General features: G+C 73.5%; 18 protein-coding genes. 4 read left to right on the plus strand and 14 right to left on the minus strand.

Annotated features, from left to right (window positions below):
• Nucleotides 1-3: 3 nt before the first annotated feature.
• From ACSDG8_RS12005 to ACSDG8_RS12040, 8 genes are all read right to left on the minus strand, one after another.
• A complete protein-coding gene (locus tag ACSDG8_RS12005) occupies nt 4-1,509 on the minus strand; it encodes a hypothetical protein (protein ID WP_210899778.1) in 1,506 nt (501 codons plus the stop codon).
• Entirely contained in the window at nt 1,506-2,576 is a 1,071-nt protein-coding gene (locus ACSDG8_RS12010) for a hypothetical protein (RefSeq protein ID WP_210899781.1), read from the minus strand. The genes ACSDG8_RS12005 and ACSDG8_RS12010 overlap by 4 nt, the downstream gene beginning before the upstream one ends.
• An 88-nt stretch (nt 2,577-2,664) precedes the next feature.
• On the minus strand, nt 2,665-2,841 hold the full coding sequence (locus ACSDG8_RS12015) for a hypothetical protein (protein ID WP_210899783.1): 177 nt from the start codon (nt 2,839-2,841) through the stop codon (nt 2,665-2,667).
• A gap of 2 nt (nt 2,842-2,843) precedes the next feature.
• On the minus strand, nt 2,844-3,077 hold the full coding sequence (locus ACSDG8_RS12020; RefSeq protein WP_439427877.1) for a zinc-ribbon domain-containing protein: 234 nt from the start codon (nt 3,075-3,077) through the stop codon (nt 2,844-2,846).
• Nucleotides 3,078-3,155: 78 nt separating this feature from the next.
• The gene (locus ACSDG8_RS12025; RefSeq protein ID WP_210899786.1) at nt 3,156-3,983 is read right to left on the minus strand and encodes an SRPBCC family protein; all 828 of its coding nucleotides are present in this window, start codon (nt 3,981-3,983) and stop codon (nt 3,156-3,158) included.
• Complete coding sequence (locus ACSDG8_RS12030; protein WP_210899789.1) at nt 3,976-4,536, minus strand: winged helix-turn-helix domain-containing protein; 561 nt, start codon at nt 4,534-4,536, stop codon at nt 3,976-3,978. The genes ACSDG8_RS12025 and ACSDG8_RS12030 overlap by 8 nt, the downstream gene beginning before the upstream one ends.
• A gap of 92 nt (nt 4,537-4,628) precedes the next feature.
• Nucleotides 4,629-5,972, minus strand: a complete 1,344-nt coding sequence (locus ACSDG8_RS12035; RefSeq protein WP_210899792.1) for a class I SAM-dependent methyltransferase — start codon at nt 5,970-5,972, stop codon at nt 4,629-4,631.
• Nucleotides 5,969-7,354 carry an FAD-binding oxidoreductase gene (locus ACSDG8_RS12040; protein WP_210899797.1) on the minus strand — a complete coding sequence of 462 codons (1,386 nt, stop codon included), beginning with the start codon at nt 7,352-7,354 and terminating at the stop codon, nt 5,969-5,971. Before ACSDG8_RS12040 ends, ACSDG8_RS12035 begins: the two co-directional genes overlap by 4 nt.
• Nucleotides 7,355-7,445: 91 nt before the next feature.
• Between ACSDG8_RS12040 and ACSDG8_RS12045 the strand changes: the two genes are divergently transcribed.
• The 3 genes from ACSDG8_RS12045 to ACSDG8_RS12055 are packed head-to-tail and all read left to right on the plus strand — an operon-like array spanning nt 7,446 to nt 9,012.
• Nucleotides 7,446-7,916 carry an aminoacyl-tRNA deacylase gene (locus ACSDG8_RS12045; RefSeq protein ID WP_210899799.1) on the plus strand — a complete coding sequence of 157 codons (471 nt, stop codon included), beginning with the start codon at nt 7,446-7,448 and terminating at the stop codon, nt 7,914-7,916.
• 40 nt (nt 7,917-7,956) lie between these two features.
• A complete protein-coding gene (locus ACSDG8_RS12050) occupies nt 7,957-8,241 on the plus strand; it encodes a DUF427 domain-containing protein (RefSeq protein WP_210899803.1) in 285 nt (94 codons plus the stop codon).
• Nucleotides 8,242-8,289: 48 nt separating this feature from the next.
• A complete protein-coding gene (locus tag ACSDG8_RS12055) occupies nt 8,290-9,012 on the plus strand; it encodes an RICIN domain-containing protein (protein WP_210899806.1) in 723 nt (240 codons plus the stop codon).
• A 28-nt stretch (nt 9,013-9,040) separates the two neighbouring features.
• On the opposite strand, the gene ACSDG8_RS12060 is transcribed toward ACSDG8_RS12055, so the two are convergent.
• Complete coding sequence (locus tag ACSDG8_RS12060) at nt 9,041-10,339, minus strand: MFS transporter (RefSeq protein ID WP_439427878.1); 1,299 nt, start codon at nt 10,337-10,339, stop codon at nt 9,041-9,043.
• A 71-nt stretch (nt 10,340-10,410) separates the two neighbouring features.
• Here ACSDG8_RS12060 and ACSDG8_RS12065 point away from each other — a divergent pair, with 71 nt between their 5' ends.
• On the plus strand, nt 10,411-11,475 hold the full coding sequence (locus tag ACSDG8_RS12065; RefSeq protein ID WP_439427879.1) for a GlxA family transcriptional regulator: 1,065 nt from the start codon (nt 10,411-10,413) through the stop codon (nt 11,473-11,475).
• Nucleotides 11,476-11,499: 24 nt separating this feature from the next.
• Here ACSDG8_RS12065 and ACSDG8_RS12070 read toward each other — a convergent pair whose 3' ends face one another.
• From ACSDG8_RS12070 to ACSDG8_RS12090, 5 genes are all read right to left on the minus strand, one after another.
• Nucleotides 11,500-11,976 (minus strand): hypothetical protein, encoded by a 477-nt coding sequence (locus ACSDG8_RS12070; RefSeq protein ID WP_175438713.1) that lies wholly within the window; start codon nt 11,974-11,976, stop codon nt 11,500-11,502.
• Nucleotides 11,977-12,125: 149 nt separating this feature from the next.
• Nucleotides 12,126-12,704, minus strand: coding sequence for a hypothetical protein (locus ACSDG8_RS12075; RefSeq protein WP_439427880.1), 579 nt, complete (start codon nt 12,702-12,704; stop codon nt 12,126-12,128).
• A 969-nt stretch (nt 12,705-13,673) separates the two neighbouring features.
• Nucleotides 13,674-15,629 carry a vWA domain-containing protein gene (locus tag ACSDG8_RS12080; RefSeq protein ID WP_210896464.1) on the minus strand — a complete coding sequence of 652 codons (1,956 nt, stop codon included), beginning with the start codon at nt 15,627-15,629 and terminating at the stop codon, nt 13,674-13,676.
• Between the two features lie 2 nt (nt 15,630-15,631).
• Nucleotides 15,632-17,110 carry a sigma 54-interacting transcriptional regulator gene (locus tag ACSDG8_RS12085; RefSeq protein WP_210896466.1) on the minus strand — a complete coding sequence of 493 codons (1,479 nt, stop codon included), beginning with the start codon at nt 17,108-17,110 and terminating at the stop codon, nt 15,632-15,634.
• A 69-nt stretch (nt 17,111-17,179) separates the two neighbouring features.
• Complete coding sequence (locus ACSDG8_RS12090; protein ID WP_210896468.1) at nt 17,180-18,148, minus strand: aldo/keto reductase; 969 nt, start codon at nt 18,146-18,148, stop codon at nt 17,180-17,182.
• Nucleotides 18,149-18,162 lie beyond the last annotated feature (14 nt).

Consider the following 18,162-nt stretch of genomic DNA (forward strand, 5'->3'; position numbering starts at 1 on the left):
AGGTCAGGACCAGTCCTCCGCCGGCGCCGGGTCCTGCGGCACGGCGGCCGAGCCGGGCGGCCCGCCATGCGTCCACGGCGTCTCCTCCGGCGCCGGGAACGCGCCGCCCGGCAGGAAACCGTCGGACAGGCTGGTCAGGCAGATCCGCTCCCCCACCTCCGGCACGCTGCCCGGCGGCGCGGTCAGCCCCCGGCCCATCCCGCCGGACAGCTCCAGCACCACCTCGGTCTTGCCGTCCGCGCCCGGCGTCACGAACACCACAGTGGCCTTCTGCGCCGGGCGCTGCGGCGAGTACAGCCTCGCGCCCACCGGCATCGGCACCGGCTCGGTGGTGACCACCTGGATGCGCGGGCGCAACACCGGCCGCTTGCCGGAGTCGTCAACCCGCGCCGGGTCGGCGAGCGTCACCTCGCCGACGAACGCCTCCCCGGCGAGCCGGTGATCGGCCATCACCAGCGGATCGTCGTAGGCGCGCTGCACCGCCCACGCGGTCGACGCCCGCTCCAGCCGCTGCAACCGCAGCGCCGCCGCCACCGCGCCGTCGCGCCGCGGCTGCGGACCGCCCCCGGCGTCCACGTGCTCGGCGTGCGCGGTGAACGCGTCCCGGTCACCGGCCCACCGGCCGGCCACCCGCGCGCCGGCCGGCAGCGTCCGCAGCAGCCCCACGCCGCGCCACATCAGCTCCCAGGTGGGCGCGAGCTGGTCGCGCAGCAGGCCGACCAGCTCGTCGTACGCGGCCGCGCGCGCGACCGGGTCGTCCCCGGCCCGGGTGTACGCCTCGATCGCCGGGGCGAGCCGGTGGTTGTCGAAGTCCGGGTCGGTGGCCGGCCCGGCCGGCGGGCAGTTCTTCGGGTCCTCGGCACGGGCCGCCGCCTCGACGCCGGTCATTCCGGCCGGCGGGTCGAGCCAGCCCAGCACCGCCGGCAGGTGCAGATCCTCCACAGTGCTCTGCCCGGTCGCCCAGTGCAGCGTCAGCGCGTCGGTGAGCGCCAGCAGCGCCGACGAGCCGGGCTGCTCGGCGCGCTCGGCGAAGAACGTCAGCCAGCGGCCGAGCAGCGGCACCGACGGATGCACCGGATAGTCGCCGTCGGTACGGCGGAACCGGGTGGACCGCCCGAACAGCCGCAGGAACGTGACCCCGGCCGGGTTCGGCACCAGCAGCTGCGGCGCGTCGACGTACCGGTGGCGGACGTCGCGGCCCCGGTCCACCGGCACCGCCTCGGTCAGGTCACGGAACTCGTCCAGGTACGGCAGCACGATCGCGGCAAGCTCGGCGGCGAACGCGAACCGCTGGTCCCGGTTGCGTGGCTGCGGCACCACGAGCAGCCGGGCATCGTCGGGCGCGGCGCCGACCATCGCCGCGAGCGGGGCGTTCGCCTCACCGGCCAGTGCGAGCGGCACCAGCACCAGTGGCCGCTCCGACAGGTGCAGGTGGCGGACCGTGGCCACCGGCTGGGCCCGCCCGGAGGCGACCGCCTGCGCCCGGGCGAGCGCGCGCAGCGTACTCATGCGGTCTGCCCGGCGAGGGCGTCGGCGCGCAGGCGCGCGGCGGCCCGCAGCAGCGCGGCGGCCTCCGCCTGCTCCGGCTCGGGCGCGGCCGAGCCCTCGGCGAGCGCCAGTACGTCGGCCACCTCCTCGACACCGCCCAGCGCCTCGCGGACCGGCCGGCCCAGCGCGCCGGTCTGCCCGCGCGCCTCGTGCCGGCAGAAGTACGCCAGCTCGCAGGCGGCCAGGCAGTCCGGCGCGTAGCGGGCCGGCACCTGGTGCAGCGCGGCGGCGAGCGTGGCCGGATCGGCCGTGGGGTCGACCGTGAACCCGGCCGGTACGGCGGCGAGCAGGTCCTCGACCCGCGCCATCCGGGCCAGCTGGCGGCGCAGCACCAGCAGCTGCCGGCGCACATCGAGCAGGCTCGCCACCGGCTGGTTCGCGAAGTCGCGCGGGCAGACCAGCACCACCTCGTGCGACACCAGCTCCGGGTCGCGGCCCTCGGCGGCGAGCAGCTCACGCAGCGCCAACACGTAGACGGCGGACTGGATCGCGGCGGCGGCCACCTTGCCCGGGTCGGCCTGCCCGTCGATCACCGGAAACGACTTGATCTCCACGACGTGGAACCGGCCGGCCAGCCGGGCGGCCACCAGGTCCGGTTCCAGGTGCACCCGGGTACCAGCCACGTCCAGGCCGAGCAGCGGGTGGTCGAACAACGCCGGGCCGTCGCCGCTCGCGGTCAGCGCCGCCCGCGACCGCTCCGGCCGGTCGTCGTCGGCGCCGAGGTCGGTCCAGGTCGCGCCCTCCGGCACCGGTACGCCCAGCCGCTCCGCGACCAGGCGCAGCAACTCCGCCCCGCCGTCGGCCTTCACCTGCGACTCGAAGGCGTTGCCCCGGGTGATCGCGAAACGGGACTGGCCGAACCGGGCCGGGAAGCCGAGCCGCTCGGCCAGCGCCGGCTTGTCCGCGCCCGCGCTGTCCAGGACGGCGCGCCGGGTGCAGCCGGGGTTGCCGGTCAGCGCGGCGATGGTGCGGGCGTTGTGCCGCCGAGGCGGTCCACCACCCCGGATCTGCGCCAGCCGTTCCTCCATGATCCCCCAGGATAGGTGTAAGGAAGGGCCCCCTCTTAACGCCTCCGGTAGAGGAAGGGCCCCTTGTTAACACAGGGGGACGGCCCGGTCACCGCCCGGCGGAGCGGTTCCAGGGCGCGCGGGGCGACTGCGCGCCCGCGTCCGGACGACGCCGGCGACGGTGCCGGCGACCCGGCGTGCAGGGCGGACGCGCGGCGGTGTGCACCGGCGGGGCGATCGGAGCGGCCTGCTGCCGGCCGATCAGCCAGTAGAGGAAACGGGTCACGGTCAGCCGACCGGGAGGCGCTGGGCCTCGGCGCGCGAGATGTCGTACTCGGCGCCGCAGAACGTGCACTGCTGCGCGTACCGGGTGCGCAGCGGGATCAGCGGGACGAAGAAGAGGCTGAACTTGGCGACCCGGCGGGTGATCACCTGGGCGGCCTGGTTGCCGCAGTTGCGGCAGACCTCGGTGACGACGCCGGACCTGACGACCTTGGTGCGCAGCCCGAAGATGAAGAACATCGTCCGGCATTACCCACCCGGCGCCCGTGTTAAAAGGGGCCCCCTCCTCTACCTGAGGCGTTAAGAGGGGGCCCTTCCTTACACCCAGATCGGGTGCCAGTCGGGCACCTCGTGGAAGCGCCGCAACTCGGCCCAACCGGCCACGTTGCCGCACCACGCCGCGTACGGCGGGTTGCCCTCGTCGAAGCCGGACTGCACGAACGTCAGCTTCGTCCTGCCGTCGGACTCCGCCAGCTCCCAGGAGGTCACGCCGACCGGTCCCCAGTCGATGGACAGCGCCTGCCCCGGCGTCACGTCGAACACCTTCGCGGCTTCACCGGCGTCGAGGCCGCCCATCGCGTACCGGCCGCCCTCCCAGGGCTCGACGCCGATCGGGTAGCCGAACCAGGCGGTGACCTGTTCCGAGTCGGTGAGCGACGTCCACACCTTGTCCATGGGCGCGTCGATGACGACCTCGCCGCGCAGGTCGGCGGAGGTGAAGTCGGTACGCGGCAGCAGCGGCCGGCCGTCGAGGTGGTCGTTGAGGTGGGCGATCGCCAGGTACCAGAAGGTCTGGAGCACGCCCCGGATGCTGCTGCCGCTCATCGCCTCCTCGTAGTCGAAGTGGCTCTGCCGCAGCGTGAGTATCGTCGCGTCGCCGTCGGGCTCCAGTTCGAACTCGGTGGTGGTCTCCACCCCGTCGAGCGTCCACGCGAAGCGCAGCGTCCGGTCGTCGGCGTGCAGCAGCCGCTGGTGTGGCGCGTCACCTTCGGGCGTGTAGCGGCCCCAGAACTCGTACCGCCGGGGCAGTTCGACCTCGGCGTGCTCGGCCAGCCAGACGCGCAGTTCGGCGGGGTCGGTCAGGGCTCGGCGGACGGTCGCCACCGGTGCGGCGAGGCGGGCGCGGATGGTCATCGGCTCACTCATGCTTGTCGCCTTTCGGGTAGCAGGCCACGGCGAGTTTGAAGGCGTCTCCCTCGGCGCCGCCGTAGCGCGTGAACAGGTCCTGCAGCGTCGTCTGCAGGTCGTGCAGGAACTCCTGCCGTCGTTCGGCGGGCACCCGGATCTCGCCGGAGACGCCGATGGACGGCAGTTCGGGTGCGGCGCGGTCGAGCGCGGCGATGTCGGCCTGGACCTCTTCCATGAGGTCGAGCAGGTATCCGAGGCTCAGCTCGTCGCGGGCCCGGCGGGCGCCGCCGATGCGGCCGACGAGGCGGGGCGAGAGCCAGTACGACCGGGCGACGGCCTGGTAGATGCCCTCGGTGATGCCGCGCACCTGCCGCTGTGCCACCTGTTCGGCCAGCCCGGCCGAGACGAGCTGCTTGACGTGGTAGTAGACGCGCTGCGGCGTCTGCTCCAGCCGGGTCGCGACCTCGGTGCAGGTGCGGGGTTCGGCCAGTTGCCGCAGCACTTCGATGCGCTGCGGCTTGAGCAGGACTTCGGCCTGCTCGCGCTGTTCCAGGTACAGGACGTCTCTCATGGCAAAATCAGTTTGTACGTACAAAACTTCTTTGTCAATGACTTCGACGAGAGGCCGCGCGGTCCGACGCGGCCTCTCGTCGGTACGTCGCGTCAGGGCGTCCAGTCCGGACGCAGCGGGTACCCGTTCACCCCCTCCGGGCCGTTGCGCGTGGCGAGCACGTGGTGCAGCTGGATGCCGTTGCGTTCGAACGCCAGCCGGGAGCCGGCCATGTAGAGCCCCCACACCTTGGCGGTGCCCGGTCCGACCTCGCCGACGCAGAAGTCCCAGTGCTCGACCAGGTTGCGGCACCAGCCGGCAAGCGTCAGCGCGTAGTGCTGGCGCAGGTTCTCCTCGTGGTGCACCTCGAACCCGGCGTCGTGGATCTCGCTGATCAGCCGACCCGGACCGGCCAGCTCACCGTCCGGGAAGACGTACCTGTCGATGAACGCGCCGGAGCGGTGCGGCGCCCGGTTGTCGGCCCGGGTGATGCAGTGGTTGAGCAGCCGCCCGCCGGGCTTGAGCCGGGAGCGCAGCGCGCCGAAGTAGACCGGGTAGTTGCGCACGCCGATGTGCTCGGTCAGCCCGATCGAGGAGATCGCGTCGAACTGCTCGTGCGGCGCGTCCCGGTAGTCGAGGTGGCGCACCTCCGCCAGCTCGCTCAGCCCTTCCCGCTCGATCGCGGCCCGCGCCCACTCGGCCTGCGCGCGGGACAGGGTGACGCCGAGCGCCTTGACGCCGTACTCCCGGGCCGCGTGCCGGACCATGCCGCCCCAGCCGCAGCCGACGTCCAGCAGCCGCATCCCCGGCTTGAGCGCCAGCTTGCCGGCGACCAGGTCGTACTTGTTCCGCTGCGCCTCCTCCAGTGTGTCGCCGGGGCTGCGGTACACCGCGCAGGTGTACGTCATGGACGGCCCGAGCACCTTCTCGTAGAAGGCGTTCGACACGTCGTAGTGGTGGGAGATCGCGCTGCTGTCCCGGGTACGCGAGTGACGCAGGCCGGTCATCAGCCGCCGCCAGCGCGGCGCCGCCTCCTGCGGCGGGGGCGGCGGCGGGCGCAGCCGTTCCCAGCCGAGCCCGCGGACCAGCGCCAGCGCCTCGCTCATCGCCGGGATGCGCAGCGGCACCTCGTCCTTGATCACCCGAAGCGCCTCGTACGGGTCGCCCGGGTGCACGCCCTCCAGCCCCAGGTCGCCGCTGACGTAGGCGCGGGCCATGCCCAGGTCACCGGGCGCGGTGAGCAGGTAGGACAGCCCTCGCTCGGTGTGGATCGCCAGGGTGATCCCGGCGTCCGCCGGGCCCACCGCGCTGCCGTCGTAGCCGGTGACCCGGACGGGCAGGTCGCCGGTGGTGACCGCGCGGACCACGTCCGCGACTGTGGGTCCGGTACGCCGCCCGCCCGCCGGCGGGCCGGCCGGGGCGCTCGCCGCCCCGGGTGTTCGGTCGATCAGACTCATGCTCGGGATACCGCCTTCTCGTACAGTCCGGTGAGTCGGTGGTCCGGGTCGTAGCGGTCCTTCACGGCGCGCCAGGTGTCCCCGCCGTAGAGCCGGTCGAACTCGCCCCGGTCGTAGTACGCGTCGGAGTAGAGCGACTTGTGACCGCCCACCTCCGACACCATGCGCTCGATCTGCCGGTTGACGTCGCCGTCGGCGGCCCCTGCCGCGATGGGCACGCTTCCCCAGAAGCCGATGTTCACATACGTTTCGCCTGGTTGGAGCGGATATAGCGGCCACGCCTTCGCCGACCCGGGACCGGCGGGCTCGCGCAGCCGCAGCGGGCACAGCCACACCGGCGTCATGCCCACGTTCGCCGCGAACCAGCGCAGGAACTCGGGCGTGCGGTCCAGCGGGACCTCCACGTCCTGCACCACGCGCTCGCGCGCCGGGCGGCCCCGCCACCTGTCGACGCGGGCGGCCACCTGGTGCCGGTGCTCCAGCCGCACGATCCGGTGGTAGACGTCGCTGCGCCGGTAGCGCCGCGGCCACAGCCGCCGCACCACCGGATGTTGCGCCCCGAACGCCGCCGAGCACCAGAACCAGTCGGTGTCCCACCGCCAGAGATAGTCGTACGCGGTGAGCGTGTCCCGGGTACGACGACGCAGCGAGCGGTAGTAGATCTCCTGGCCGGTGTAGTCGGACGGGCCGCCCTCGGCCTCGTCGGTGAACGTGCCCAGCACCAGGTACGCCTCGCCGGGGCTGAACACCACCCCGTCCATGGCGTCGACCGGCTCGCCGCCCCAGGCGCCCTTGGCGACCACCTCGCCGACGGCGTCGACCAGTTCCTCCAGGCGGGTGAACCGGATGTTGCGCAGCGCCACGTACCGGCGGACCGGTTGCAGCTCGATGCGCAGCCGGGTGGCGTAGCCGAGGCTGCCCAGCGAGTTGGGGAAGGCCCGGTGCAGTTCGGCGTGCTCGCCCCGGGGCCGGGTCGTGACGATCTCCCCGGCGCCGGTGAGCACGTCCATCTCCAGCACCGACTCGTGCGGCAGGCCGTTGCGGAAGGAGGTGGACTCGATGCCCAGCCCGGTCACCGCGCCGCCCAGCGTGATCGTGCGCAACTGCGGCACGACCAGCGGCATCAGGCCGTGCGGCAGCGTCGCGTCGACCAGATCCTCGTAGGTGCACATGCCCTGCACGTCGGCGGTGCGGGCCGCCGGGTCGACGGCGAGCACACCGGTCAGGCCGCTCACGTCCAGACCTGGGACACGCGGCGCGGAGCGGGGCCGGAAGAGGTTCGAGGTCTGCTTGGCCAGCCGTACGGGTTCCCCGGCGGGCACCGCGGCGTAGGAGCGCCGCAGCGTGTCCACCGCCCGTTCATGATCACGGACAGCGTGCATGAGATCACCTTACGCGCGGGTACGACAATTCGTGGGACGTCCACGGTGGCCTCGCCGACACGCCGTCGACACGCGCGTTACCGTGACCGCCATGGCGAATCCCGCGCTGACCGCTCTCGACCACACCGGGCTGCCGTACCGGGTGATCCGGCACGGCCCGGTGGCGAGCCTCGCCGAAGCGGCCGCGGCGCGCGGCGTCGACGTGCCGGACGTGGTGAAGACGATCGTGGTCCGCCGCGGCGAGGGCGACCTGCTGTTCGTGCTGACCCCCGGCGGCCGGGTGATCTCCTGGCCGAAGCTGCGCGCCCTGCTCGGGGTGAGCCGGCTGTCGATGCCCGACGCCGCCGCGGCGAAGGACGCCACCGGGTACGCGCGCGGCACCATCACACCGTTCGGCTCCACGACCGCCTGGCCGGTCGTCGCCGACGAGCGGCTGCGCGGCCGGGAGATCACGCTCGGCGCGGGCGAGCACGGTCTCGCCGTCGCGGTCGACGCCGACGCGGCGCTGGCCGCGCTCGACGCGACGGTGGCCGACGTGACCGACGAGGAGCCGACGCGCTGACCGGTGGCCGGTGGACGGCCGGCGGCATAGCGTGGAGGACATGCCGAAAGCCGTCTGGAACGACCTCGTCGTCGCCGAGAGCGACGACACAGTGCTGGTCGAGGGCAACCACTACTTCCCCCGTACGGCCCTGCGCGAGGACCTGATCCGCCCCTCCGACACCCACACGGTCTGCCCGTGGAAGGGCACCGCCTCCTACTACACGCTCGAACACGGCGGCGCCACCAGCCCCGACGCCGTCTGGTACTACCCCGACCCGAAGCCGGAGGCGGAGATGGTCCGCGACCGGGTGGCGTTCTGGAAGGACGTCCGGGTCGTCGACTGACACCGGCTCGACTGGCACCCGGCCGCCCCGGTGGGTCACTATGCCCCCATGGCCGACCCGCACTCCGACCCGTCCGGCACCGTCTACGGGGCCCGCCGCGCCCGTGGCGCCCGTGGTCTCCGGCTGCCGCAGGACCCGCTGATGCGGATCGCGCTGGGCGTCGGCGCGACCGGCGTACTCCTCGGGGCCTTCTTCGCCACCGGCGTGCTCGGCGGCGGCAACGAGCGGCCGGTGGTGCCGGCGGCAGCGGTGCCGAGCGCGGCGGCGAGCGAGCCGAGCGCGGAACCGTCGGCGGAGCCCACGCCGTCGCCCTCGCCCTCGCCGAGCGCGGCGCCGACCACACCGGCCGCGCCGGTGGCCACCCCGAAGGTGCTCCGGGGCGTGCCGTCCGGGCGCTGCCTCGGCGTGACCGGCGACGAGGCCGAGGGCGCGCAGGCCGCGCTCGCCGACTGCACCGGCGGGCCCGAGCAGCAGTGGGTGGTCACGCCGGTCACGAACGACACCTACCTGCTCGTCAACGCCGCGAGCAGCAAGTGCCTGGACGTCAACGAGGCGAAGACCGACGACGGCGCGGACGTTCAGCAGTGGTCCTGCAACGGGCAGGCCAACCAGCAGTGGCGGTTGCAGCAGGCCGGCGACGGCGTGGCGCTGCTGGTCGCCGTGCACAGCGGCAAGTGCGCGCAGGTCGACGACGCGGGCACCGAGCCCGGCCGCGAGCTGGAGCAGGCGCCGTGCAGCGGCGCTCCCGAGCAGCAGTGGGCGGTCGGCTGACCGGGCCGGCCCCGGTGACGCCGGCCGGTCAGCCCCGGTAGCTCCAGGCCCGCCGGGCGGGCGGCACCGGCAGCGCGAACGCGGGCTCGCCGGCGGGACGGCGCCGCAGCAGCAGCGACAGCCCGGCCGCGCCGATCGACAGCGCGCCCGCCACGTACCAGGCCATCGCGTAGTCGCCGAGCCGGTCCCGGACCAGGCCCGCGCCGGTGGCCGCGAGCGCGGCCCCGAACTGGTGGGCGGCGAACACCCAGCCGAACACCACCGCCCCGGACGCGCCGAACCACTCCCGGCACAGCGCCACCGTCGGCGGCACGGTGGCCACCCAGTCCAGCCCGTAGAAGACCATGAAGACGAGCATGCTCGGCCGGGCCGACCCGGCGAACAGGCTCGGCAGCACCAGCAGCGACGCCCCGCGCAGCGCGTAGTAGGCGCCGAGCAGCAGCCGCGCGTCGACCCGGTCGGTGAGCCAGCCCGAAGCGATCGAACCGGCGATGTCGAAGAGCCCGACCAGGGCGAGCAGCCCGGCCGCTGTGGTCTCCGCCATGCCGTGGTCGTGGGCGGCCGGCACGAAGTGCGTACCCACCAGGCCGTTCGTGGTCGCGCCGCAGATCGCGAAACCACCGGCGAGCAGCCAGAACGGCCGCGTCCGCGCGGCGGCGGCGAGCGCGCCGACCGCCCGGGCCGCCGCGCCGCCCTCCGGCCGCGGCGGCGGCACGACCTCGGCAGCGCCGTAAGCGGGCAGGCCCAGGTCCGCCGGGTGCTCGCGCAACAACCACACCACAAGGGGTACGACCGCCAGCGCGCCTCCGGCCACGACGAGTGCCGCCGTGCGCCAGCCGTGGTCGCGCACCAGCACCGCCAGCAGCGGGAGGAAGACGAGCTGCCCGGCCGCCCCACCGGCGGTGAGCACACCGGTCACCAGGCCCCGGCGCTTGACGAACCAGCGCCCGGTCACCGTCGCCACGAACGCCAGGGCCATCGAGCCGGTGCCCAACCCGACGAGGACGCCCCAGCAGAGCAGGAGCTGCCAGCTCTCGGTCATGCCCACGGTCAGGCCACTGCCGGCGGCCACCAGCACCAGTGCCCCGGCCACCACCCGGCGGATGCCGAACCGGTCCATCAGCGCGGCGGCGAACGGCGCGGTGAGGCCGTACAGCAGCAGGTTGACCGAGACGGCGGCGGAGATGGTCGCCAGCGGCCAGCCGAACTCGGCGTGCAGCGGGTGCAGCAGCACGCCCGGGGTGGCCCGGAAGCCGGCCGCGCCGACGAGCGCGACGAAGGCGACAGCGGCGACGAGCCAGGCCGGGTGCAGGCGGGATCGGTTCACCAGCCGAGTCTCGGGCCGGGGTGGCACTGCCGACGAGTGGCCGGAAAGCCATCGTGCGCAATAATCGGGCCATGTCCGTACCGCACCGGGTCGCAGTCCTCGCCCTCGACGGCGTGGTGGCGCTCGACCTCGGCACCCCGGCCCAGGTCTTCGGCGCCGCCCGCACCGACGAGGGCGTCCCCCTGTACGCCGTCGCTACGTGCACCCCGGGCGGGCAGCCGGTACGCAGCAGCGCCGGCTTCCAGGTGCTCCCCGACCACGGCCTGGAACTCCTCGACACCGCCGACACCGTGATCGTCCCCGGCATCCACGCCGGCGCGCCGCTGTCCGTCGGCACGGTGTCCGCCGAGGTGGCCGACGCGCTGCGCGCCGCGTACGACCGGGACGCGCGCGTCATGTCCATCTGCACCGGCGCGTTCGTGCTGGCCGCCGCCGGTCTGCTCGACGGCCGTCCGGCCACCACCCACTGGGCGTACGCGCCGCGCTTCCGCCGGCTGCACCCCGGCGTACGGCTCGACCCCGACGTGCTCTTCGTCGACGACGGGCGCGTGCTCACCTCGGCCGGTGTGGCCGCCGGCATCGACCTGTGCCTGCACGTCGTCCGCACCGACCACGGCAGCGCGGCGGCCAACCGGGCGGCCCGGCGCTGCGTGGTGCCGCCGTGGCGGGACGGCGGGCAGGCCCAGTACATCGAACGGCCGGTGCCCCGGGGCGCGGACCACGGCACCGCCGCCACCCGCGAGTGGGCCCGGCAGCGCCTGCACGAACCGGTGGCGTTGCGCGAGATGGCCGCCCACGCGCGGATGAGCGTCCGCACGTTCACGCGGCACTTCCGCTCCGAGACCGGGCTCAGCCCCGCGCAGTGGCTGCTCCAGCAGCGCACCGAGCACGCCCGGGTGCTCCTGGAGACCACTGACCTGACCATCGACCGCATCGCCCAGGACGCGGGTTTCGGCACCACAGCCGCACTGCGCCAGCACTTCCACGCCCGGGTCGGCGTGGCCCCGAGCACCTACCGCCGCACGTTCCGCCGTCCCTCCCCTCCCGCGTCCCCGCGCCCCACTTCCGCCGATCTTGGAGTTGTGGCGCCTGGAAGGCCGGACGTGCCGGAGTTGTCCACCACCACAACTCCATGATCGGCGGGTGTGGCGGTACGGCGCTTACGCGAGGTGGGGCTGGCGGCGCAGGGCCCGGAGCTGGGTGAGATGCAGCGGCAGGTGCACGCGGATGTGCAGGTCCAGGGCCCTGCCCCAGGGCAGCGAGTCGTCCACGTCCAGGTCGAAGCCCTCGCGCAGCACCGTCTCCACAGGCGTCTCCGCCGCCGGGCCGAGCCGTTCGGCCAACGCGCACAGCTTCTGGCTGGTGGCCCGGAACAGCGCCGCCAGACCGTCCAGCCCGCCGCACTCGGACACCAGCGCGTCGAGTTGGGGCCGGTGAATGGTGTCCAGGTCGTAGTAGGCGAACGGCGAGCCGGCCAGCACCGCCTCGGTCGCCTCGCTCATCAACTCGTCGTTGGCGGCGAGGTGCGCGACGATCTGCTCGGCGCTCAACTGACCCTCCGGCGGCGGCCCGAACCCGCCCGCGTCGATCTCCGCGAGCAGTTCGTCGTACGCCTGCCGTAGTGCCGCGACGTCCACCTCGTCCATGTCCCGCATCCAACCCCTGCCGCTGCCGCCGGCACCACGGCTACCGCGCCGGGTTCACCCGGACGGGTCCGGACAGCCGAAAAGGCCGGCACCCCGTTGGTTCGGGGTGCCGGCCTTTCGCTGTGTCTTACCTGTTGGTCTTACTTGTTCCAGTGTTCGGCGACGAGGTCGGCGGCCTGCTGCTCCCACTGGGCGTAGTGGTCGGGGTAGGCGGAGACCTGGACGGTCTGGGCGGCCTTGGTCAGCGGCATGTCCTTCCAGCCGTCGACCTGCTTGAGGCCCTTCAGGAACGCGGTCGTGGAGTATTCGGGGTCGGTGATCTGCTCGACCGTGCCCCAACCGGAGGAGGGGCGCTGCTGGAACAGGCCCTGCGAGTCGTGGTCGTTACGGTCACCCAGGTGACCCAGGTTCTCCAGCTTCGACTCCTGCAACGCCGTAGCGATCGAGACGACGGCGGCGCGCTCGTCCATGCCGGCCTTCTTCGTCGCGGCGATGATCGCCTTCACGTTCTTGGTCTGCTCGTCGTTCAGGTCGATACGGGACTGGGTGCCCTGCACACCGTGCGGGATCAGCTTGTCGCCCTGCTGCACCGTCGCGGTGACCGGCTTGGCGCCGGCGGTGGTGTCGGCCGCGTGGGCGGCGACGGGGCCGGCGAACACGCCACCGGTGAAAGCCAGACCAGCAATACCCAGGATGCTCTTCCGCAGGATCGTGTTCATTGGGGGCTCCATTCGGGGGTCGACGCACCCGGGGGACGGGATGCGGGGGCACCGTCAGGCGCTCAACAAAGTCTTCGAGGGGGTTCGGCTGCTCGCGGGGCGGGGGCCTCGACGCGGGTGCCGGAAGCATGTCCAACGACTCGCGGCCCGGCATCATTCCCGGGGCGCCTCACGCCGGGGAGCGGCGCGGGGTTCACGTCGTCGGAACCATGCTCAACGACCGGCGGGCCGGGATGATTCCCGGCACTGGCCAGGGGTGCGCCCCGGCTGGCAGGGCTGGCCTTGCTCGGTCGTTCACCCGGTTACAACGCCACGCACCCGCCACCGATTCCACCCTCAGAGTGCCGCCCACCACCCCCGAACCGGACACCCACCCCACGCCACACCAGACCCCGCCGAGTTCAGCCTGGCACCTCGCTCTGCACCCCGTGATCAGGGAGTTTGCGGCACCTTCAGGCGCCAGCAAGGACACAAACTCCTTGATCACCCCCGAAGGAGTCCTCCCCCAGGCACTCACTAGCGGGGTCGATCATGAGGTTAGCAGCGACAAACCGGACACGGAGCACCGTCAACTTCATGATCGACGTTCTCGGGGCGGGTCGGGTCGGGCGGGCCGGGGGCCGGGCGGGGCGGGGCGGGGCCAGGGGCCGGGCGGGGCCAAGGACCGGGCCGGGCGGGGCGGGGCGGGCCGGGGGCCGGAGTGGCGCACTGCGACGGATGCGCCGATCTTGCACGTTGAGCCCTTCGGGTGTCCCATTCGCGTGTTATGTGGGGCACCGAAGTGCAAGATCGCGGGGTGGATCCGGGGGTGGCGGATGTTCGGGGCTGCCCGGCACTTGCCCTGCCTTGAGTAAGCCCTCGATCTTGGAGTCGTGGCGCCTCGCGAAGGGGGTCAAACCGGGCATCCTGGGCGCCATAACTCCAAGATCGACGAGGGACAACGGGGAACGCGGAGGCAAAACGGGTGGGTCAGCGGCGGCCCTGGCGGGCTCGCAGGTAGTCGGAGACCACGTACTCGCCCAGGTCGTCCAGGTCGGGGGTGAACATTCGGCCGCCCGAGCGCCGTGCCACCGCGTCCACGAACCGGCGCAGTCCCGGGTCGTCGCCCAGCATGAACAGGTTGAGCGTGGCGCCGTACCGGGTCAGCCGGTCCACCTCCCGGATCGTCGCCGAGATGGTCTCCGGCAGCGGCGGCCAGTGGAAGTACGCCTCCCCGTCCTCCGGGTCCAGATGTGCGGTCGGCTCGCCGTCGGTGACCACGAGCACCACCGGCTCGGCGCCCGGGTGGCGGCGCAGGTGCCGGCCGGCGAGCCGCAGCGCGTGCTGGAGGTTGGTGCCCTGCTGCATGTCGGGCTCCACCGCCGCCAGCTCCTGCTGGGTCAGCGGCGTCGCCTCCCGGCCGAAGCCGACGATCTGCAGCGCGTCCTGCGGGAACCGGGTGGCCATCAGGTGCGACAGGGCCAGCGCGGTCTGCTTCATCGGACCCCAGCGGCCCTGCGAGATCATCGAGTACGACAGGTCGACGCAGAGCACCACAGCGGCGGACGCCCGCCGTTCGGTCTCCACCACCTCGAAGTCGTCGACGGCGAGTGGAACCGGCACTCCGGGCCCGGCCCGGCGTACCGCGCGGGTGAGTGTCCGCACGACGTCCAGCGGCTGATCGTCGCCGTACTCCCAGGGGCGGGACGCCCCGCTGACCTCGCCTGCGGCGCCCGCGGTGCGCAGGTCGTGCTGGCCGCGCGGGCCGGCCGTCAGGTCGGCGAAGACGCGCCGCAGCGCGGTGCTCGCGAGGCGGCGCAGCGCCTTCGGGCTGAGCGTGAGCCCTTCCGCGTCGCGGGTGACCCAGCCCTGGCGGCGCAGCTCGCGTTCCAGTTCCTGCAACCGGCGTACGTCGTCGGCGGCGTCGCGGCCCAGCGTGCGGGCGACCGCTTCCACGTCGACGTCGTCGAGGGTGGCGCCGGGCTGGTCCTGGTCGAGGGAGTCGAGCAGCTCGTCGAGTTCGGCGATCTCGTCGAGCGCACCGGTGGCCTCGCCGTAGCCGAGCGGCTGATCGCCGCGAACCCGCTCGCCGCGCTGCCAGTTCAGGTCCGGCCGCAGCGACCGTAGGTGGGCGTCGAGTTGGGACAGCTCGCCGGCCAGCCGGTCGCCGAGTGACTGGCGCATCAGCCCGGCCAGTTCCTCGCGCTGCCGGTCCGACAGCGACCGCATGAGCCGCTCACCGGCGGCGGCCCGGCGGGCCAGCACGTCGATCAGCTCGTCGACGTTCCTGGGCCGTTCCGGGAAGAACTCGCCGTGCCGGCGCATGAACTCGGCGAACCCGTCGGTGGTGTCCTCGGATCGGGCGTGCCGGGCGAGCAGGTCGTTGAGGTCGCGCATCATCTCGGCGAGCTGCCGCTGGGTGGCCGGGTCGGCGGCGGCACGCGCCGCGTCGCGCAGCCCGGCGAAACGCTGCTCCAGCACGTCGCCACGCAACCCGTCGAGGATGCGCTGGTAGGTCTGCCGCGCCTCGGCGCTGGCCCAGTCGTACCCGGAAAGCTCCGACACCGCGCGGGCGGTGGAGCGGGGCAGGTTGTCGAGCACTGCCTCGGCGAACCGGGCGTCGTCGCCGTCGCGGCCGCGCAGCTCGTCGCGTTCGGCGGCGAGCGCCTGGTCGAGCAGTGCCCGGGCCCGGGTGACAGCGCCGTCGAGGTCACCGCGGCGCAGCGCCTCGCGGCGCAGGCGGCGGGCCCGGGCGGCCAGGTCGTCCAGGCCGCCCCGCCCCTGCGGGCCGCGCCGCAGCAGCTCGCGCAGCGACTCGCGCAGGCTGCCGCCGGCGAGCACGTCCGAGCCGACCGCGTCCACCGCGGCGCGCACGTCGTACGGCGGGGCGAGCGGGTCCGGTCCGCCACGCCACTGCCCGTACCGGAAGCGGTTGCCGCCGGCCATTGTCAGTCCCGGTCCCCGTAGACGGTGCGCCCGGTGTCGGTGACGTCCTTGCCGAGCCGACGGGTCAGGTGCAGCCCTTCGAGGACGAACTCGATGCCGGCGGCGGCCTCCTCCGGGCTGGGCGCGTCGCCGAGCCCGAGCCGGTCGAGCACCTTGGCCAGCCCCGGTACGGTGCCGACCTGGCGCAGCAGCTCGGACGAGGAGACCAGTTCCCCGGTCTCGACGGCGCCGCCCTCGGCGACCAGCGCGGTGAAGCCGGACAGGTCCAGCCCGGCGAGGCGGGCGCGGAACGTCTCGGCGGTGGCGGTACGCAGCAGGTGCGCGAGCACCTCGATCTCGCGCCCCTCCTCGCCGCTCTCGAACTCGACCTTGCCGCGCAGCGTGGAGGTGACCGACACGGTGTCCCCGATCCGGGCCACTGGCGCCTCCGGACGAGACACCGACGCAGCGCCGCCACCCGAAGAGCCGGCACCGGCCAGCAGACCGGAACGACGCAACGCGGCGGCGGCCACTGTCTCCGCGGCGGCGATGGCGAACCGGGCCGACACGCCGGAGCGCGGGTCCACCGACGGCGACTCCCGCACGTCGCGGGCGAACCGGGCGAGCACCTCCAGCACGTGTTCCGGCACGGCGGCGACCAGGTCGGCCTCCTGCCGGATCAGCGCCAGCTCCAGTTCCAGGTCGAGCGGGTAGTGGGTACGGATCTCCGCGCCGAACCGGTCCTTCAGCGGCGTGATGATGCGGCCCCGGTTGGTGTAGTCCTCCGGGTTCGCGCTGGCCACCAGCAGCAGGTCCAGCGGCAGCCGCAGCTGGTAGCCACGGACCTGGATGTCGCGCTCCTCCAGCACGTTGAGCAGCGCCACCTGGATGCGTTCGGCCAGGTCGGGCAGCTCGTTGACGGCGAAGATCCCCCGGTTGGTACGCGGCACGAGCCCGAAGTGGATGGTCTCCGGGTCGCCGAGCGTGCGCCCCTGGGCGAGGCGGATCGGGTCGACGTCGCCGATCAGGTCGCCGACGCTGGTGTCCGGCGTGGCGAGCTTCTCGCCGTACCGCATCGAGCGGTGCAGCCACCCGATCGCCAGGTCGTCGCCAGCCGAGTCGACGAGCGCCCGGGAGGCGGGGGTGATCGGGTGCATCGGGTGCTCGTTGAGTACCGACCCGGGGAGCACCGGGGTCCACTCGTCCAGCAGCGCGCCGAGCGAGCGGATCAGCCGGGTCTTGCCCTGCCCCCGCTCGCCGAGCAGCACCATGTCGTGCCCGGCGAGCAGCGCGCGCTCGACCTCGGGCAGCACCGTGTCCTCGTAGCCCACGATGCCGGGGAAGCGGTCCTCGCCGGAGCCCATCCGGGCCAGGAGGTTGTCTCGGAGTTCCTGCTTGACCGTGCGGTACTGGTGGCCGGCCGCGCGCAGCGCGCCGAGCGTGCTCGGCAGCTCGGCGGGCGGAACCGGGGGAACCTGGTTGGGAGCGGTCACCCGATCCACGCTAGCGCGGTCCGGCTCCGGGTGCGGCTGTCGTCGTATCCACGACCGCTGACGCACCCGGAACGCCGCTCACTTCCCGAGGCGGGCGCGGACCATCCGGGGCACCGCGGCCAGGCCGGTGACCGGGCGGAACGCGTGCGCGGCGGCGACCAGCGCGGCGTACTCGTCGTCGGTCAGGTCGATCTCGGCGGCGGCCGCGTTGCGTTCCATCTGCTCGACCCCGGAGGCGCCCGGGATGGCCACCACGTTGGGGTGCCGCAGCACGTACGCGAGCGCGATCTGGCTCGGCGTGGCGTCGTGCGCGTCGGCGACCTCGCGCAGCGTGGCGATCAGCGCGGTGCCGCGTTCCAGGTTCTCCGGCAGGAAGTACGGGTTGGCCCGGCGTACCGCCCCGGCCGGCGGGTTCGTGGCGTCGTAGCGGCCGGAGAGGAAACCCTGCGCCAGCGGCGAGTACGCGATGACGATGCGGCCGGCCTGCTCCGCGTACGGGATGAGGTCTTCTTCGGGCCCGCGGTCGATCATGCTGTAGCGGACCTGGTTGCTCAGCACCCGGCGGCCCAGCGCGGCCTCGGCGAACCGCCACCGGCGCAGGCCGTAGTTGCTGACGCCGACCTCGCCGACCAGCCCGACGTCCTGCAGGGAGCGCATGCCGCGCATGGTGGTGGTGTCGGCGACCACCGGGTTGGCCTGGTGCACCTGGTAGAGGTCGATGCCGTCGACGCCGAGGCGGGCGGCGGAAGCGACGGCGCGCTGCTGCACCACGGGGGCGACCGGCAGCAGCGGGAAGATCTTGCTGGCGACCACGACCTTCGCCCGGTCGTCGCCGAGCGCGGCGCCAAGGATGCGCTCGCTGCGGCCGAAGCCGTACAGCTCGGCGGTGTCGAACAGGGTGACGCCCAGGTCGAGCGCCCGTCGCACGATCTCGGCGGCCCGGCGCTCGTACTCGGGGCCGTAGCCCCACTCCTTGGAGCCGAACTGCCAGGTGCCGAGGCCGATCTTGGAGATGGGCTTGGGGGTGTCGAGCTGCACGTAACGCATGGGGCCGAACGTAC

The organism is Micromonospora sp. LA-10 (assembly GCF_051853095.1).
Lineage (GTDB): Bacteria > Actinomycetota > Actinomycetes > Mycobacteriales > Micromonosporaceae > Micromonospora > Micromonospora echinospora_A.